Source organism: Rothia sp. HMSC075F09, from assembly GCF_001810515.1.
In the GTDB taxonomy this organism is placed as follows: domain Bacteria; phylum Actinomycetota; class Actinomycetes; order Actinomycetales; family Micrococcaceae; genus Rothia.
In genome coordinates, this window is sequence record NZ_KV801780.1 from 349,254 (window position 1) to 366,185 (window position 16,932).

General features: G+C 62.4%; 13 protein-coding genes. All 13 read right to left on the reverse strand.

Annotated features, from left to right (window positions below; genetic code table 11):
• Positions 1 to 5: 5 nt before the first annotated feature.
• The 13 genes from rnc to murA all read right to left on the reverse strand — a co-directional run bounded on the left by rnc (position 6) and on the right by murA (position 16,901).
• Positions 6 to 695, reverse strand: coding sequence for a ribonuclease III (gene rnc / locus HMPREF2749_RS03260; RefSeq protein WP_070593414.1), 690 nt, complete (start codon positions 693 to 695; stop codon positions 6 to 8).
• A 16-nt stretch (positions 696 to 711) separates the two neighbouring features.
• Positions 712 to 915, reverse strand: a complete 204-nt coding sequence (rpmF, locus tag HMPREF2749_RS03265) for a 50S ribosomal protein L32 (protein WP_005505656.1) — start codon at positions 913 to 915, stop codon at positions 712 to 714.
• A 30-nt stretch (positions 916 to 945) separates the two neighbouring features.
• Positions 946 to 1,554 (reverse strand): YceD family protein, encoded by a 609-nt coding sequence (locus HMPREF2749_RS03270; RefSeq protein WP_012903341.1) that lies wholly within the window; start codon positions 1,552 to 1,554, stop codon positions 946 to 948.
• A gap of 239 nt (positions 1,555 to 1,793) precedes the next feature.
• Positions 1,794 to 2,270, reverse strand: a complete 477-nt coding sequence (gene coaD, locus HMPREF2749_RS03275) for a pantetheine-phosphate adenylyltransferase (RefSeq protein ID WP_049349056.1) — start codon at positions 2,268 to 2,270, stop codon at positions 1,794 to 1,796.
• Positions 2,271 to 2,380: 110 nt separating this feature from the next.
• A complete protein-coding gene (gene rsmD / locus HMPREF2749_RS03280) occupies positions 2,381 to 3,046 on the reverse strand; it encodes a 16S rRNA (guanine(966)-N(2))-methyltransferase RsmD (RefSeq protein WP_049349054.1) in 666 nt (221 codons plus the stop codon).
• Positions 3,047 to 3,156: 110 nt separating this feature from the next.
• Positions 3,157 to 6,774, reverse strand: a complete 3,618-nt coding sequence (locus HMPREF2749_RS03285; RefSeq protein WP_083301079.1) for an ATP-dependent DNA helicase RecG — start codon at positions 6,772 to 6,774, stop codon at positions 3,157 to 3,159.
• Complete coding sequence (locus HMPREF2749_RS03290; RefSeq protein WP_070593415.1) at positions 6,771 to 8,111, reverse strand: DAK2 domain-containing protein; 1,341 nt, start codon at positions 8,109 to 8,111, stop codon at positions 6,771 to 6,773. The genes HMPREF2749_RS03285 and HMPREF2749_RS03290 overlap by 4 nt, the downstream gene beginning before the upstream one ends.
• Before the next feature lie 254 nt (positions 8,112 to 8,365).
• Positions 8,366 to 9,733: a thiamine-phosphate kinase gene (locus HMPREF2749_RS03295; protein ID WP_070593416.1), complete on the reverse strand. Its 1,368-nt coding sequence runs from the start codon at positions 9,731 to 9,733 to the stop codon at positions 8,366 to 8,368.
• A gap of 78 nt (positions 9,734 to 9,811) precedes the next feature.
• Positions 9,812 to 11,377: a PT domain-containing protein gene (locus tag HMPREF2749_RS03300; RefSeq protein WP_246823493.1), complete on the reverse strand. Its 1,566-nt coding sequence runs from the start codon at positions 11,375 to 11,377 to the stop codon at positions 9,812 to 9,814.
• 660 nt (positions 11,378 to 12,037) lie between these two features.
• Entirely contained in the window at positions 12,038 to 13,156 is a 1,119-nt protein-coding gene (locus HMPREF2749_RS03305; protein ID WP_070593418.1) for a D-alanine--D-alanine ligase family protein, read from the reverse strand.
• A 225-nt stretch (positions 13,157 to 13,381) separates the two neighbouring features.
• On the reverse strand, positions 13,382 to 14,500 hold the full coding sequence (locus tag HMPREF2749_RS03310; protein WP_070593419.1) for an NAD(P)H-dependent glycerol-3-phosphate dehydrogenase: 1,119 nt from the start codon (positions 14,498 to 14,500) through the stop codon (positions 13,382 to 13,384).
• A 110-nt stretch (positions 14,501 to 14,610) separates the two neighbouring features.
• Positions 14,611 to 15,468, reverse strand: a complete 858-nt coding sequence (locus HMPREF2749_RS03315) for a lysophospholipid acyltransferase family protein (RefSeq protein ID WP_070593420.1) — start codon at positions 15,466 to 15,468, stop codon at positions 14,611 to 14,613.
• Complete coding sequence (gene murA, locus HMPREF2749_RS03320) at positions 15,468 to 16,901, reverse strand: UDP-N-acetylglucosamine 1-carboxyvinyltransferase (protein ID WP_049349036.1); 1,434 nt, start codon at positions 16,899 to 16,901, stop codon at positions 15,468 to 15,470. The genes HMPREF2749_RS03315 and murA overlap by 1 nt, the downstream gene beginning before the upstream one ends.
• Positions 16,902 to 16,932: the final 31 nt, after the last annotated feature.

Genomic DNA, 16,932 nt, shown 5'->3' on the forward strand with positions numbered 1-16,932 from the left:
TGAGCCTAAACCAGGATGCGGTACGCCTGCTCAGCGGCAAGGCGCTCCGCCTCCTTCTTGCTCGGACCCACACCGGTACCGGCCTGCTGGTTCGCCACAATAGCGACCGCAGTGTACACGCGCGCGTGGTCGGGGCCCTCGCCGGTGACCTCGTAGCGCACGTCTCCCCAGCCGCGGGCGGTGGCAAGGTTCAGCAACTCGGTCTTCCAGTCGCGTCCAGAGTTCAGGACCTTCTCATCGTCGAGCAGCGGGGCAATCAGGCGCAGCACCAGGTCACGAGCCGCCTCGCGACCGCACTCCAGGTAGGTCAGCCCGAAAATCGCTTCCATGGTGTCGGCAAGGATCGAGTCCTTATCGGCGCCGCCGGTGTGAATCTCGCCCTTACCGAGCAGGATGTACTTGCCCAGGTCCAGGTCGCGTGCCACCTTCGCCAACGCCACCGTCGACACCACCACGTGGTGCAGCTTCACGAGCTCACCCTCGGGCAGGTCGGGGTAGCGTCGGTACACTTCTTCAGCGATTGCCAGGGAAAGCACTGAATCGCCCAGGAACTCCAGGCGCTCGTTATGCTCCACTCCGGGGTTCTCGAAGGCGTAGGAGCGGTGGGTTAGGGATAGCAAAAACGTCTCGGCGTCGATATCGACTCCGAGACGTTTACGCAACTCCCTAGTATCAACACTAGGAAATTCAGTCATAAGGATTCACCGCTTCTTAGGCGTCTGCAACCTTACGGCCCTTGTACTCCAGGAACAGGGCGTTGCCTGCAGCGTCGGTTACAACCTTTGCCTGGTGGGGCAGGCTGTAGGTCACGCGACCGTTTTCAACGGTCTTAACCAGCTGGGGCACGGATGCCTTCCACTGGGAACGGCGTGCGCGGGTGTTAGCGCGGGACATCTTGCGCTTGGGAACAGCCACAGCTATCTCACAATCTCTAGTAACAACAATTTAGTTTTCGGTATCTGCACCGAGCAGGCCCTGTAGGGCCGACCAGCGCGGATCCAACACCTCGTGATGATGCCCGGGGTCATCCTCCAGGCGCGCACCGCAATCGGCGCACAGACCCTGGCAGGTGTCCCTACAAACAGGCTGGAACGGCAGTTGAAGGATTACTGCGTCCCGCAGAGCCGGTTCAAGGTCGATGGAATCATCCTCAACGGCGTACTGCTCATCTACTTCGTCTTCGGGGCCGCCAGCCGGGGCCTTCTCAAAGACGAAAAGCTCTTGAATATTGGCCGACATCTCGTAATCAATCGGATCCAAGCAGAGGCTACACTCGCCGTGTACATCCACAACGACGGAGCCGGTTACTAGGATACCATCAACAACAGACTCCATACGAATATCGAGGTCAATATCCGAACCCTCTTCCACGCCGATGAGCGTGTTACCCAGGTCTGCCGGTGCGGGCAGAACCTCAGTGAGAGTTTCCATGGTGCCGGGGCGGTGAATCAGGTTAGTGACCGATACCACCAGCGGCGATGCGTCTGCACGTGAAATGGCGTTTCTCCTTACGAAATGTATAAACCAAAGTCCCATTTTAGGGGTCATTCGCACCGTTAATCAAGATTAAGCGCCTTTTAAATCTCTTTAAGTGGCGCTCACCTCTTAAATATCCCCTTAAGGAGGCGCCGCGCGGCATTTAATCGGCCGGTCGGGGCTACTACTGGGGGATTTTAAGTGCCCGGCCGGTGGTGCAAGTTATTCTACCGGAGCCCTGCCGGTGGGCATGTCGGGCGTGTCGGGTGGGTGCACACATGGGTTGCCCGGGGTGCCCGGGTTGATGAGGCGTTTTCCTAGGCGCTCTTCAGGGCGCGGGCAACCGCCTCCGGCACGAAGGGAGTCACGTCACCCCCCAGCGACGCCACCTCACGAATAATCGTGGACGACACCGCACCGTAGCGGTCCTCACCGGCCAAGAACACCGTCTCAACCTGCGCCAGGTGACGGTTCATGCTCGCCATCGGAGCCTCATAGCTATAGTCCGTCGCAGAACGCAGACCCTTCACCAGCACCTTCGCACCACGCTCCGCCGCGTACTCGGCAAGCAGCACGCCTGGCGGAATCGGCTCCACGCTCACGCCCTCAATGCCGAGCTCCTGCAGGGATTCACGCACCAGCTGCACGCGCTCCTCCAGGGAGAAACGGTACTTCTTGGAGTTATTGTGCGCCACGCCCACGATCACCTCGTCAAAGAGCTGAGCGGCGCGGGCAATGATTTCCAGGTGGCCGTGGTGCACGGGGTCAAAAGATCCGGGGCAGAGGGCAATCATGGCGGTCCCTTCACGAATAAATATCAGAGGTTGGAATGGCTGGGGGCGGGTGGGTTAGAGGGGTTGAGCTCGCGGGGGATGCGCGAGCGCAGGGTTGCGCGAGCGCGGGCTTAGGCTGCGAGCTCTTCAGCGTCCTCGCCGGGCTCAGTATTCTCGCCGGACTCGTCGCCCGCCTGCTCCTCCGCCTCGTCAGGCTCCACGTAGTAGAGCACCGTCTCGCCGTGCTGACGGGTCGAAAAACAGTACAGGCCCTCGCCCCACACCGGCTCCGCATCGCGCGAAGAACGCTCCACCACGACCACGGCACCCTCGGCAAGCTTGGGGGTGAGCGCCTCCAGCAGCTCGCTGACCTGCTCGTTCGGCATGGCGTAGGGCGGGTCAACAAACACCAGGTCCCACGGACCGGAGGCGGATTTTACGTAGGTCAGCGCCTGAGACTGCTGCACGCGCGCCGCAGAACCGGTAGCGCCAGAAGAACCAGAGCCGGTGCGCCCCATCGCCTTCTCCACCGCGGCAACGTTCTTGCGAATCACCGCAACAGCCTTCGGGTAGGTGTCCAGCAGAGTCACGGAGGCCGCACCGCGCGAGAGCGCCTCGCAGCCGAGCGCGCCCGAGCCGCCAAAGGCGTCCAGCACGCGAGCGCCACGAATAATGTCGTAGCTCTCCAGCTTGGAGAAGAGGGATTCCTTCACCCGGTCGGTGGTGGGGCGAGTATTATCCCCCGGAACCGAGGCAAGGCGAACGCCTCCGGCGGCACCGGAAATAATACGGCTCATAGGGTCTCTCCTCTTAACTAGTGCGGTGTGTTGAAGTCACGGTTTCAGTCGGTGGCGGGCAAGGCAGATTGGTGGGCACAACTGGCAGAGCGTTCTGCCCTGTGGGGCGCTTATCCCCTGCCGAGGAACGCCTCACGGTCAGCGTCCAGAGCGCGGTCAATCGTACGCGCCAACGACGGATGCTTAGCCAGCGTCGGGTCCTTCTCCACCACCGAGCGGGCATCCTCGCGGGCACGCTCAATAATGTCAGCATCGGCGAGCGCCCGCAAGAACCGCAGGGTGCTCTTCGAGCCCGATTGTGCAGCACCCAGAATATCACCCTCACGGCGCTGCGCCAGGTCGATGCGGGAAAGCTCAAAGCCGTCCGTGGTGGAGGCAACCGCATCCAGGCGCTCGCGGGACACGCCGCCCTCCTCCTGGCGGGTGACGAGCAGGCAGGTGCCCGCGTAGCCGCCGCGGCCCACACGACCGCGCAGCTGGTGCAGGCCCGAGATGCCGAAACGGTCGGCATCCATGATGATCATGAGCGTGGCGTTCGGGACGTTCACGCCCACCTCAATGACGGTGGTGCTGATGAGCAGGTCAATCTCTCCGCGCTCGAAAGCGGTCATGACGGCGGTCTTCTCCGCCGGGTCCATGCGGCCGTGCAGGGTGCCGATACGCACGCCGACGAGGGCGTCCTCAGCGCTCAGGTACGAGTACATTGAGGCGACCGAGGTCAATTGAACCTTGCCGTCGCTACTGGCGCTACCGCCCTGCCCGAAATAGCCCTGGGCAGAGTTGCCCGCGCCCGCACCCGCACCGTTCAGGCTGGATGCGCCAAAGAACGCGGCGCCTTCCTCCATGCCGTCGCCATCCTCCCCGATTTTGGGTACGACAACATACACCTGGTGGCCCGCATCGATTTCTTCGCGGGCGCGCCTCCACAGCCGGGACGCCCAGGCGGGCTTCTCGGCAAGGGGTACCACGTGCGTTGAGATTTTCTGGCGACCGGCGGGCAGGGTGTCGAGCACGGACACGTCCAGGTCACCGAACACGGTCATGGCGACGGTACGCGGAATGGGCGTTGCGGTCATGACCAGGCGGTGCGGCAGAACGCCGTCGGTGCCGCGCAGGCCGTCGCGCTGTTCCACGCCGAAGCGGTGCTGCTCGTCCACGACGACCAGACCCAAATCGTGGAAGCTCACCTCATCGGAGAGCAGGGCGTGGGTGCCAATCACAATCTGGGCGGTGCCGTCGGCGAGCTCCTGCAGAACCTTGCGCTTGGCGCGGGTACCCATGGAGGCGGTCAGCAGGCGCACGCGCACACGGCGGGGTTCATCCCCGCTCCTCGAGGGAGTTTCCTCGGCAGAACCGGCGGCTGAATCGTCAGAGTCTTCGGGCGCCGCCATATCCCCCAGGATGTCCAGCACCGAACGCAAATGCTGCTCGGCAAGCACCTCGGTCGGGGCGAGCATCGCGGACTGGCCGCCCGCATCGGCCACCTGCAGCATGGCGCGCAGAGCCACCACGGTCTTACCGGAACCCACATCACCCTGTAGCAGGCGGTTCATGGGCGATTCGCTCGACAGATCGGCGGCAATCTCAGCGCCCACCTTCTGCTGCCCCTCGGTTAGCTCGTAGGGCAGAACCTGAAGCAGCTGATCGGCGAGTCCACCCTCCACGGCGGGGCGCGGCTGAGTCAGGTGCGCGGCACGCGCCGAATGCAGGCGGGCGAGCGCGCTCTGCAACACGAATGCCTCGCGGTAACGCATCTGCGCCTGCGCGGCACGCCAGGTGTCCTCCGAATCGGGGGTGTGCAGGGCGCGGTACGTCCACTCCAGGGAGGGCACCTTGCGGGCGCGACGAATCGTGTAGGGTACCGGGTCTTCGAGTTCTTTGAGCGGCACCTTTTCGAGCAGCTGCACCATGTAGCCGCTGATGCGGTCGGTGGGCAGCTTCACGGGGGCGCGGTAGACGGGCACGGGGGCGGTGGCGGCGTCGGTGACGTCCGCGCCGGAGGCATCCTTCGAGAGCAGGGCGTAGTGCGGGTTGGTGAGGGTGTATTCGCCGCGGTAGATGTCGACCCTGCCCGAGAACATCATGGTTTCGCCCTCGTGGATTTCTCGGGCGGCGGTCCAGGCGTTGAAGAAGGAAAGCTTCATCTGCGAGCCAATAAGCGCACCGGGGTTCGTCATGCTGGGCGCGGGCACGCCAAAGAGGCCTCCCTGCACGAAGCTATCCTGTGCAAAACTATCCTGGCCGTAGCTATCTGCGTAGCCGCTATAGGAGGCGGGCTGGGCTCCCCTGCCTTGGGCGGTGTTAGCGAGCGCGTTAATGCGCGGGTTGTGCATCCCGGTTGCCTGCCAGTTCTGCGCGGGCACACCGGATACGCTGGATGCACTGGAGGAACCGAGGCGGTTAGCGCGCCCGGGCACCACGGAGACGGGCCCTCCAGCGCCAAAACCGCCAGCCCCAAAACCGGCGGGTGCGTCCTGCCCGGTGGCGTCGGAAAGCCGGTCGGTGATGGTCACTTCCGTGATTTTGCCGCGGCGCGCCGCCATGGTTCGGGTGCTCACGTGCACCACGCGGGCAATGATGGTGACGTCCTGGCCCTCAACGAGTTCGGCGAAGGAGCTGAGCTCGCCGCGCGGCAGGTACTTGCGCGGGAAGTATTCGAGCATCTCCCCGACGGTGTGCAGGTCCAGGTGCGTGGAGATTGCCTTGGCGCTGGGCGCGGGCAGGTACTTTTTGAGCGGCGCATTTTCGATGCGATCTTCGGAGGCGTAGCGTGCCAGAGCACGGCTCTTAGCCTCCGCGACGGCTGATGCGGGCTTCTCAGCCGCAACTGTCTTAGTAGTAGCTTGCTTAGTAGCTGTCTTCTTCGCGGAAGCTTTCTGGGCGGACGCTTTCTTCGGCGCGGGGGTTTTCTGTGCAGGCGTTGCCTTCTTGGAGGCGGTTTTCGGCGTAGCGGTTTTAGGCTTTGTCGGGGTTTTCGATGCCGGGGTTCTCGATGTCGAGGCTTTGGAAGCAGGAGCTTTCTCTGCGGGCACAGTCTTCTTCGCTACAGCCTTTTTGGGTGCAGACTTTTTGGTCGCGGACTTTTCAGCTTCTATCTCGGGCGCACTCTTCTTCGGCGCAGGCTCCTGCTCGACCTCTTCGCTTGCCTTCGTTACCTTTTGCGGGCGCGCCGGAATATCCCGCGCGGCAGTTTCACTCTCCTGCGGGCTCGGTTCGTTCTGAACTAGTTCTTTCTGGGCAGGTGCCTTCTGAACCGTCTTCTTCTGAGCGGGTGCCTTGCGGGTTGCCTTCTTACGGGCGGGCTCCTCCGCCTGAGTTGCCTGTCGTGCCGCCAACGCAATATCGACCAGCTCGTAGAGAGCATCGTCGGTCATGGTGTGCGCGGCGGGACCCAGCGAATGCTTGAGGGCCTTGAGCGCCTTACGGTAGGGTGCGCTGGCGCGCTGTGCCGCGCGTTCGCTCAGTTCGGCGCGGCTCACCTCGCCGCGGGCGTAGGCGGCAAGATCGCGCACGGTCAGCTCGGCGGTGGTGCGGAGCTGCTCATCGCTCAGTAGAAGCGTAGCTTTTTTCCCCCGCTGAGCGCGGGTAGGCTCGACAGCCGTTGACTCTGCGGGTTCACCCTGCGCTGCCTCGGCCTTCGCAGGTTTAGTCTTAGCGGGCGCAGGCTCGGGAAGCCCCAAATCCAGGGCTTCCTGCTGCGGGTTTACGGAATGTCGGGCGGGGCTCATGCGCCGCCCTCCGCACCGCACGCGTGGTCGGCGTGACGACCATCCGCCAGGGAGGAAATACGCTCATCCGCCCACTGCCCGTAGCCCATAATCAACTCGCGGGCGGGATCAATCTCGGGCACGTGCACGTGCAACGCCCAAAGCCCAGCCGCCATGTCCAGGGGCGTAATGAGCAGGCTGTCGCCCATGGCTTCAAGTTCGGGGCGCAACTGCGCCAGGGCGAGGGGCTCGCAGGTCAGGGTGCCCATGAGCTCCCAGCCGCTCTGCCCCTCACTTTCTGCGTGCTCGGCAGGTTCAGCGTCCGCCTGTTCAGAACCCACTCGTGCCGCAGAACCAGCTACAGAAGTCACACCGGCAGAGGGCGCACGCAGCATGGACTCCACCTGCGCCTCGTTCAGGGTCGCCCCTTCCCAACGCGGGTTGGAGTGCACCACGGCAAGGTAGAAGCCGAGCGCGCCAGCATCCACGAAACCTGCAAGCTCGGGTGAGGGCGGGAACTGCGCGGTACGTTCCAGGGCGGCACGCATCAGCGCACGTCGACGCTCTTTCAGCACATCGTCAGCAGCTTCTGCGTCCTGCGATGCATCATAGTGTGCGTCCAGGCGGGCGAGCTCCACCATGACCGACAGCATCGTGGAGGGCACCATCTGCTCCCCCACGCTGGCACGAATACGCTCAGCCGCGAACGCCATCGCGCGCGCCTCCGCGTGGGCGTACTCCAGTTTCACTTCGCGGTGCTTCGGCAGGGAACCGCCAGCCAGCACACGCTCGTAGTCTGCTTCCAGGGCGCGCACGAGCGGCAACTCGGCAGCCGCATCGCCAAGCTCCTGGGCGAGGTTTCCGGGCAGGAACCAGTAGCTGCGCACCGCCTCCAGCGCCCAGGCGCAGAGCAGGGTACCGGAATTGCCGCGTGCCACGCGGGATGCGCGCATAATCGCGTGCTCGTAGATTCCGCCCAGCTGAATCCACAGGTGGGCGAGGGTTTCCTCTTCGGAGGCGCCCGCCGCCTCGGGCACGCACGCACCCTCCCCGACGGGAATTTCGCCAGCGGGAAGAACCTCGCTGGGCAGAACCTTACGGGGCAGATCCTCACTGGGCAGAACCTGTTCCATGCCCCGCTCAAACTCTTCGGTCAGGGTCAGCAGGGTGTGGGCAATATTGGAGCCGGTGTCCTTATCGGGCACGGGGAACCCGTTGAGTTCGTTGAGCGCCTCGCGGTAGCGTTCGATGGTGGTGCGGGCGGCGGTGGACCACGCTACGCCGAAGCGGTAGGCGCGCACGCAGGCGCGGCGGTAAATCTCGCGTTCTTCGGTGCGCTGGTTCTGTTCTGCGTTCACGCTACCCTCCTCGTCGGTTTCGTCAGTTTCGCGCGGTTCTCGGCTGAGTTTGTGGCTAGTTCCCGACTGATTTCCCGGTTAGTTCCCGACTGATTTCTCAGCGCCCGCGGCACGGGCGGGATCCAGCCTATTTCGTACTTCTATTCTAGGCAATTTCGGTTAAATGTACGGTATTGTCCGTCGTCTATCCCGCGGGCTGAAAGCACGGACTAAACATATAAACCGCACGCACCTCGCGGCACTCGGTGAAGCTCCTACGCGGAAGCCCCGTAGTGCTCCCAGCCCATGCCGTCCAGGGAGCGGCCGTCCATCACCACCGCGGCGCCGGTCACCGTATCATGGCGGCGCTCGGAACCGTAGAGCTCGGCGCTCAGCCCGCGCTCCGGGGCATCCGCAACACAGGTTCCCAGGGGCACAAATTCTTCGGGCACATCGCCGGGGAAGGTCGCCAGCAGGCCGTGATCTTCTCCGCCAACCAGCACAAAGGTACGCGCCAGGGATGCGGGACTCTCCCCCACCTCGTTACGCTCACCAATCACCAACAGCAGGCGCGCCAGGGGCAGCAGCGGCTCGGCAAACGCATCCACGGCGGCGCGGTCGAGGCGCATCTGCACCCCGGATGCGGCGGCAACTCGTCCAGCATCCTTGACGAGCCCGTCGGAAAGATCCAGCATGGAGCTCGCCCTATGCTGGCGTGCCACTTCACCGGCGGGGATGGGGCTGACCGGGTGGTGCTGTGATTCGACGGCGCGCTCGCAGACCGCAATCATGTGCGCGGCATCTTCGGGGGTGAGGGTGCGGGCGAGCTCGATGAGCCCCTCGGGAAGAGCGCCAGCAGGAGGAGCACTAGTACCTTCAGGTTGCTTCTCAGTTTGCCGCTGAGCCCACGCCTGTCCCACCGCATCCAGCGCCGCCTCAGCATCCTGACCTGCGGCGATGGCGCGCAGTAGTGCCGTGGCGGGCAGGGAGAGCGGGTTGAGCAGCAGGCGCAGACCGGCATCGGACCAGGCGGTACGCCCCGCCAGGGCGATAGTGTCGCCGGGGCGTGCACCGGAGCGCAGCACGGCGCGGTCCGTGTAGCCGAGGGCGGTGACGGTCACCGACATTTCGGTGGAGTCGCCAATATCGCCGCCGCCAATCACACATTCGGTGGCTCCGCAGGCGTTGATTCCGTCCACAATGCCGTGGGCGAAGCCGTCAATCCAGCCGTAAGGAGTGCTACCGGGCAGGCTCAGTGAGATGAAGAGACTCGCCGGGCGCGCACCCATGGCGGCAACGTCGGCGAGGTTCTGGGTCGCGGCTTTGCGCCCCACATCGTAGCCGCTACTGCGGGCGGGGTCCAGAATGAACTCACCGGCCTCACCCGCCCGTGCGATACCACCGGGCCACAGGTTCATGAAGTCTTGGTCCTCAACGAGAGTGTCGGTGGTGACCACGGTACGCTGACCGGGCGCGGGCTCGGCGAGGACGGCACAGTCGTCACCGGGGCCCACCTCGAGGGGTTCGATGCGCCCCGCCTGGCGTGCCGCTGCGGCAACCTGCTCGTTGTGGGCGTTGATAATCGGCATGAAAGCGCGCAGAACGCGGGACTCCCCCAGCTTTGAGAGAGGTGTCTCTCGCATGGGGTTGTCCCGCGTTTCGCTAAAAGTCTGAGGATTCACATCCTCTATTATCGCGTATTCTTACGCGTTATGTTCGCCTTATGCTCCGCGGCTGAAGTAGCGGATTGCCAGAGCAATCAGCACCAGACCGATGAGCGAGAAGAGAATCAGCGGTGCAATACCGGAAAGTCCGGAATCGTCCGCGTCCGCATTCTTCACGGCCTGCTCCTGGGCGGCATTCGCGCCGTCAGCCTTTGCCACGCTCTTTGCAGAGCGGCTGGCGCTAGCCGAGGTGGAGGAGGAGCTAGGCGACTTCGAAGCCGATACCGAGCTTGAGGAGTTCGAGGGGCTTGCCTCGTGGGAGTGGTCCTCCTCTGTCTTATTGCGCGAGAGGTATCCAGCAACCCAGTCAGCCGCACCCGGAATGGAGTCATTCGAACCGTTATTAGCTGCGATTCGTCCGAGGGTGGTGCCACCAGAACGCAACGGATCGTCATCCTCGCCATCAAGCCTGTCGCTCGGTGCCTTGCTCGGTGAAGAGCTCGAAGATCCCGAAGAGGAACTTGAGGAGTCAGAGGAGCTGCCCGGTCGCGGAAGCTCAATGGAGATGATGACATCTTCCCCAGAGACTTCCTGACGATTGCCGGGGACGGTCACAGGGTTGTTCGCCGGAGGAATCGGAGCAACAGGTTCGGTCTCAATCGGGGTAACCGATTTGGAGTCCGAGCTGTCCTTGTTATCCTCTACCGGAGCTACGGGAGCTACCGGAATCACGGGGATAACCGCATCCTTGGTCGGCTCGTTAGTCGGCTCCTGCTTAGCTTCCTTGGAGGGCTCCTGAGTCGGATCCTGAACCGGGGCCGGGACTACCGGAACCTGAGAAGGATCCTGGGTGGGTGCCTCAGTCGGTTCCTGAGTCGGCTCGGGAGTTACGTCCTTGGTCGGTTCAGGAGCGGGCACCGGATTCGGTTCCGGAGCGGGGTCCTGGGTCGGCTCCGGGGTCGGTTCGGGAGTTACGTCCTTCGTCGGCTCGGGAGTAGGTTCAGGGGTAGGCTCTACCGTAGGCTCAGGAGTCGGATCCTGAGTAGGCTCAGGAGTTGCATCCTTGGTGGGTTCTGCGGTGGGCTCCACAGTAGGCGCAACGGTCGGTTCCGGAGTGGGAGCAACAGTAGGTTCTGCCGTCGGCTGGACCGTAGGCTCCGCAGTCGGAGCTACAGTCGGCTCAGCCGTCGGAGTTGCAGTAGGAGCAACACTCGGTTCGGCACTTGCGCTAGGAGCTACGGTCGGCGTAGCAGTAGGTTCAGCGGTCGCCTCCTTAGAGGGCTCTGCGCTAGGACTCGCCGTAGCACTCGGGGTTGCGGTAGCACTCGCAGAAGCGGTGGGCTCGGCAGTAGGCTGCGCGGTAGCGTTCGGGCTGGGCGTAGCACTCGCGGAGGGCTCGGCGCTAGCGGTGGGCTGAGCACTCGAAGAAGCGCTAGGCTGAGCGGTGGGCTCTGCCTGCGCTTTGTCAGTCTTATTGTCCCCCTGAGCGGTGGGCCATGCGCTCACGGTTGCGAGCGTGGGTACTGCCGCCTGAGAGGAAGATGCCGCGGCCGCGGCGGGGTCCAGGGTTTGGCTTGCGGTGCCGACAGGGTTCGGCGGAAGCTGTGACGCTGCCTCCTGCACATCTTGAGCAAATGAGGCTACGTATGGACTTCCGGAAGCAACCAGTGCTGTCGCCAGACTCGCAGAGACCACCTTACGGTTTCGTTTTCCCAAAGGTTGTCCTTGACTTTCTAATACGTTGTGAGTGAATAGATACCCAATCGCTAGGGCAGATTGGATATGCCTTCATCTATTCTACCGAATCGACTTTTTCTTCATTACTCATTTTAGCGCTTTCATACCAATCTTTGAGCTTCAAGATGTGCAACGACCATCAACAACATCTTTTCGTTACCTAGAAGCATCATTTCATGCACTTATGAGCAGAATTACGTTTTGCCTTATCAATACCACTTTAAAACTTGCACTCCACTATCCAAGCAGCCCCGAGGTGGGTGTAAGTGATTTTTCTCATGAGTGAAAAACGAGCGATTCTCATAAGCTTTTGGGGCTCAATACGTACCAATTACCCCTCCCGCACAGACTGAACTTGCCCACCGCGCAAAAAGCGCCCCGGCGCGAATCCCTCAAGAATCCGCACCGAGGCGCCTTACAGCAGGGGCTACTCCCCCACCGTTACGTATTCAATAACTGAGCGCAGTCAAAACGACAGCGTGCCCAAGAACTAACGCAGCTTCAAGAACAACTAACGCAGTCTCAGAACTAACGCAGCCTCAAGAACTAGCGCAGACCCAGGGGTCGTTCCATCGCCAGGGTCAGCAGCTCGCTAATCAGGTCAGTGTAAGAGATGCCGGTGTTCTCCCACATGGTCTTGTACATCGAAATCGGGGTGAAGCCGGGCATGGTGTTCACCTCGTTGATGACCAGGCGGCCATCCTCGGTGTAGAAGAAGTCCGCACGAGACAGACCTTCACCATCCAGCGCCAGGAACGCCTTCACAGCCAGCTCACGCAGACGATCCTGCACATCCTGCGGCAGGTTCGCCGGGCACACGGTCACAGCGGAAGACTCAGAAACATACTTCGCCTCAAAGTCGTAGAAGCCGTGGTCCTCATCCACAACCTCAATCTCACCGGGATAGGATGCGCGGGGCATCTCGCCGTGGTGGCCGTCGAGCACAGCGCACTCGATTTCGCGGCCCACAATACCCGCCTCAATAATGATCTTCGGGTCGTGGCGGCGTGCCTCTTCAATCGCGGGCACGAGCTCTTCCACCGAATCCACCTTGGTAATACCGAAGGAAGAACCTGCGCGGGTCGGCTTCACGAACAGGGGGAAGCCCAGCTTCAGCACGCGCTCCAGAATCTGCTCGCGGTCCTCGTGCTCCCACTGGCGGTTGGTGACAACCTCGTAGGGGCCGACCTCCAGGCCAGCGGATTCGAAAGCAACCTTCATGAAGTGCTTATCCATACCCACAGCGGATGCGGTCACACCGCAACCCACATAGTGCAGGTCAGCCATTTCCAGCAGACCCTGCACGGTGCCGTCCTCACCGAAGGGGCCGTGCAGCAGCGGGAACACAACGTCCACCGGTGCGGTGCGGGTAACGTTACCCTCAGCATCCACCAGGGTCAGGCGGGAATCGCCGGCGCCCATCGGCAGGAACACCTGCTGGGTACCCTCGGGGAACTCTGCGGTACCGCGTGTGCCAGCGGTCAGCTCAGCGAGCTGCTGCTCATCGGTCAGGTACCAGCGGCCGTCACGGGTAATACCGATAGTGATGACGTCGTAGGCGGTGCGGTCAATAGCGCCCAGAACGCCGGCAGCGGTAATGAGCGAAATCGGGTGCTCGGAGGAGCGGCCACCGCACAGCAGGGCGACGGTCTTCTTCTCGGTCATATATTTCTCCTAGTCAATGTTCCCCTACCCTTAGGTCCGGAAGGTGGAACGGCAATGCGTCAATAATCCTAACGCACGAATACCGTCGCGGTCACTGATGCGTTTCTCACGCACCGGTTTTCCGCAACGGTATCCGTCCTTGGATGTTTACATTCAATCTTCTTCTAGTATGTCCTGGCACACAACCCGAATCAAGGGGTGCCAGCACATCAGAAAGCTTTAACCCTAGTGCCCCTCGTGCTTGAGGCGGCGGCCCAGCAGCTTCGGGGCGAGGTCCTCAATGCTGATGCGGCCCGAAAGCACCGCCACCACGGCCTCCACGATAGGCATTTCCACGCCGTGGCGGCGAGCCAGCTCGGCCACCACGGGAGCCGACTTAATCGACTCAGCGGTCTGGCTCATGTGCTCATGCAGGCGGTCAGGGGTAATGCCCTGGGCCAGCAGGCGGCCCGCCGTGTGGTTACGAGACAGCGGCGAAGAGCAGGTCGCAATCAAGTCACCCATACCGGCAAGACCACTCATCGTCGCAGCCTCGCCACCCAACGTCACCGCCAGGCGGGTAATCTCCGCCAGGCCGCGCGTCATAATGGACGCCTTCGAATTATCGCCGTAATTACGGCCCTCGCAAATACCCACGCAAAGCGCAATCACGTTCTTCACCAGGCCGCCAATTTCGGTACCCACCACATCCGTGTTGGTGTACGGGCGGAAGTACGCGCACGCAATCGCGTGAGCAACAGACTCAGCCACCGGCAGGGTACGAGCCGCAACCACGGAGGCGGTAGGCTCCTCCCCCATGATTTCCTTCGCCAGGTTCGGGCCCGAGAGCACGCACACGCGGTGCGGAATATGACCGATCGCGCGCACATCAGCACCGCGCAGAGCCATAGCCTCTTCCAGCTCCTCGGTAATGACCTGCGACATGCGCAGACCCGTACCGGTCTCCAGGCCCTTCGCCAAAGACACCAGCATGGCGTTCGGCTCAATATAGCGGGCGAAGCTCTGCAACTGCGAACGCAGAACCTGCGCAGGCAGGGCAAGAACCACGATATCGGCGCCGGTCAGCGCCGCGGGGGCATCCGCCGTGAAGTGCATGTTGTCCGGCAGCTTCATTCCCGGAAAATAGCGGGCGTTCTCGCGGGTGCGCTCGCACTCAGCCATCACCTGCTCATCACGACCAATGAGGGTCACACGAGTGTCATCTCCACGCTCACGGGCAGCATCCGCCGCGATCTTAGCGAAAGCGGTGCCCCAGCTACCGGCACCCAGCACCGCAATAGACTGTACGGTTGCCGGAGGGGTAAATTCAGGGCTTGCTGCGGGGGTGCGTCCAAAGAAAGTCACGAAAACACCAGCCTCTCTTCCTTGCGAGCTTATTGTGCGAGTCCCTGACAGACGCCTCAGCAAATAGCCGCGGCTCCTATCAGGGCCTCACGATTTTCCCAGTTGGGATGCTACTTTTCGTCCGGTTCGCCGAGCGCGCCACCGACCGGCCCCGAAGGGGTGCCGGGGGCTTCACGACGCTTAGTGCGCGGATTCCAACGCCCCTCAGGAGCCTTCTCGCCGCGGATTTGCTCCAGCTCGGCGGTAATAGCATCCAGCATGGCGTCGGTGACCACGCCCAGTTCGGTGCGGGTGTGCTTAGCATCGGGGCTGGCATCCTCAACGAGGGAGGCAATATCCAGTGCCTTGCCAACCTTCACGCGGACGGTCTTGCGCGGGAACAGCGAAATCTTACGCTTCTCCTTGATGCGGCCGTCCTCGCCAGGCTCATCCACGTAGCCGAGAATCTGCTCATCCCCCCAGTGCGCCACCGGGAAGACGGGCGCGCCGGTCGCAAGAGCCAGACGAGCCGCACCGGTACGCGCCTGCATGGGCCACAGCTGCGGATCATGGGTGGTGGTGCCCTCCGGGAAAATCACGACGGCACCGCCAGCCTCAACAATCTTGCGGGCAGTAATCAGGGACTTACGCGCATCCACCGAACCGCGAACCACAGGAATATGCGCGAGCTTGCGCATAATGTAGCCGAGCACGGGGGCGCGGAACAGCGAATCCTTCGCCAAGAAGCGCGGCAGGGCGCCCTCAACGAAAGCAGGGAAAGCCACAGTCACCGGGTCAAGCTCGGTGGTGTGGTTAGCCACGATAATGTACCCGCCGCTCTTAGGCAGGTTCTCACGGCCGGTAATCTCAACGCGCGCGATGAGCTTGTACAGCCCGCGCGCAGCGTTACCGAGCACCTTGTACAGAGCATCACCGGAGGCGGTGGGCTCAATCTCAGGCAGAGCCTGCTTTCCCTGCTGTCCGCTCACTAGTCCTGAACCTCAACTTCCTCGGGCTCAACAACGACGATTGCTGCATCGGGCTTGGGAGCCTTCGACGCCTTGCGTGCCAGCACCTCAAAGTTGGCACCCAGGCCCTTGAGCTTCTCCTCGAAGTTCTCGTAGCCGCGAGCAATCAGCTCAACACCGCTCACGTGAGAGGTGCCCTTAGCAGTCAGAGCAGCAATAATGTGGGAGAAGCCGCCGCGCAGGTCCGGAACCTCAATGTCGGCACCGGTCAGCGGGGTGGGGCCAGAAATAATAGCGGAGTGACCGTAGCCCTTACCCTCGAAACGGCAGGGCGTGCCGCCCACGCAGTCACGCATGACGACAATATCTGCGCCCATCTGCTTCAGCGCGTTGGTGAAGCCGAAACGCTCCTCGTACACGGTCTCGTGCACGATGGACGCGCCCTTAGCCTGAGTCAGCGCCACGACGAGGGGCTGCTGCCAGTCGGTCATGAAGCCGGGGTGCACGTTGGTCTCAAAGACGATGGGCTTCAGCTGAGCTCCGGGGGTGCGCTGAGCCGGGTGGGTAAAGCGGATGCCCTCGGCGGTCACCTCGTACAGGCCGCCCATCTTGCGGAACTGGTTCAGGAACGCGGTCATGTCCTTCTGGGCTGCACCGCGCACGAAAATGTCGCCGCCGGTAGCCAGCGCCGCAGAAGCCCAAGAAGCAGACTCGTTACGGTCGGGCAGGGACGCGTGATCGTAGCCGGTCAGCTCGTCCACGCCCTCAATGACGATGGTGCGGTCCTCGTTAATGAAGATGATGGCGCCCATCTTCTGCAGAACAGCAATCAGGTCAATAATTTCGGGCTCAATCGCTGCATTGCGCAGGATGGTCTTACCCTTAGCGCGCACACCGGTAAGCAGAACCTGCTCGGTAGCACCCACGGAGGGGTAGTTCAGCACAATCTCTGCGCCCTTCAGACCCTCTTCGGGAACAATCAGAGTGGTGCCGGTTTCATCATCCTTTTCAACGACTGCACCGAACTTGCGCAGAGCCGCCATATGGTAGTCGATGGGGCGGTCACCAATCTTGCAACCACCCAGGTTGGGGATGCGTGCGGTACCGAGGGTGTGTAGCAGCGGGCCCACCATCAGAATCGGGATGCGGGAGTTACCACCGAAGAGCTGAATCTCCTCTGCGTTCTTTGCAGCGGTGGTTGCATCCTGTGCGGGGTTGAGAGTCAGAACACCAGCGTCGCGGTCATAGTCGACCTTTGCACCGTGCAGCTCCACGAGGGTGGTAACGATTTCGACATCGCTCAGGTCAGGGACGTTACGCAGGGTCGAGGGGGTCGAACCATGCAGTGCTGCGACCATCGCCTTGGGCACCAGGTTCTTGGCGCCTCGAACGTGAACCTCACCAACGAGCGGAGTGCCACCTTCAATGCGAAGCTTGCTGATGTTCTCAGTCATTAAAAATCCTTTGTGGAGTCGGCTGGTTTAG

What these genes read in the sequence shown, in the direction of transcription:
- rsmD (WP_049349054.1), bottom strand. Translation starts at nt 3,046, where the DNA reads ATGAGCCGTATTATTTCCGGTGCCGCCGGAGGCGTTCGCCTTGCCTCG.
- rnc (WP_070593414.1), bottom strand. Translation starts at nt 695, where the DNA reads ATGACTGAATTTCCTAGTGTTGATACTAGGGAGTTGCGTAAACGTCTC.
- HMPREF2749_RS03295 (WP_070593416.1), bottom strand. Translation starts at nt 9,733, where the DNA reads ATGCGAGAGACACCTCTCTCAAAGCTGGGGGAGTCCCGCGTTCTGCGC.
- HMPREF2749_RS03285 (WP_083301079.1), bottom strand. Translation starts at nt 6,774, where the DNA reads ATGAGCCCCGCCCGACATTCCGTAAACCCGCAGCAGGAAGCCCTGGAT.
- coaD (WP_049349056.1), bottom strand. Translation starts at nt 2,270, where the DNA reads ATGATTGCCCTCTGCCCCGGATCTTTTGACCCCGTGCACCACGGCCAC.
- murA (WP_049349036.1), bottom strand. Translation starts at nt 16,901, where the DNA reads ATGACTGAGAACATCAGCAAGCTTCGCATTGAAGGTGGCACTCCGCTC.
- HMPREF2749_RS03305 (WP_070593418.1), bottom strand. Translation starts at nt 13,156, where the DNA reads ATGACCGAGAAGAAGACCGTCGCCCTGCTGTGCGGTGGCCGCTCCTCC.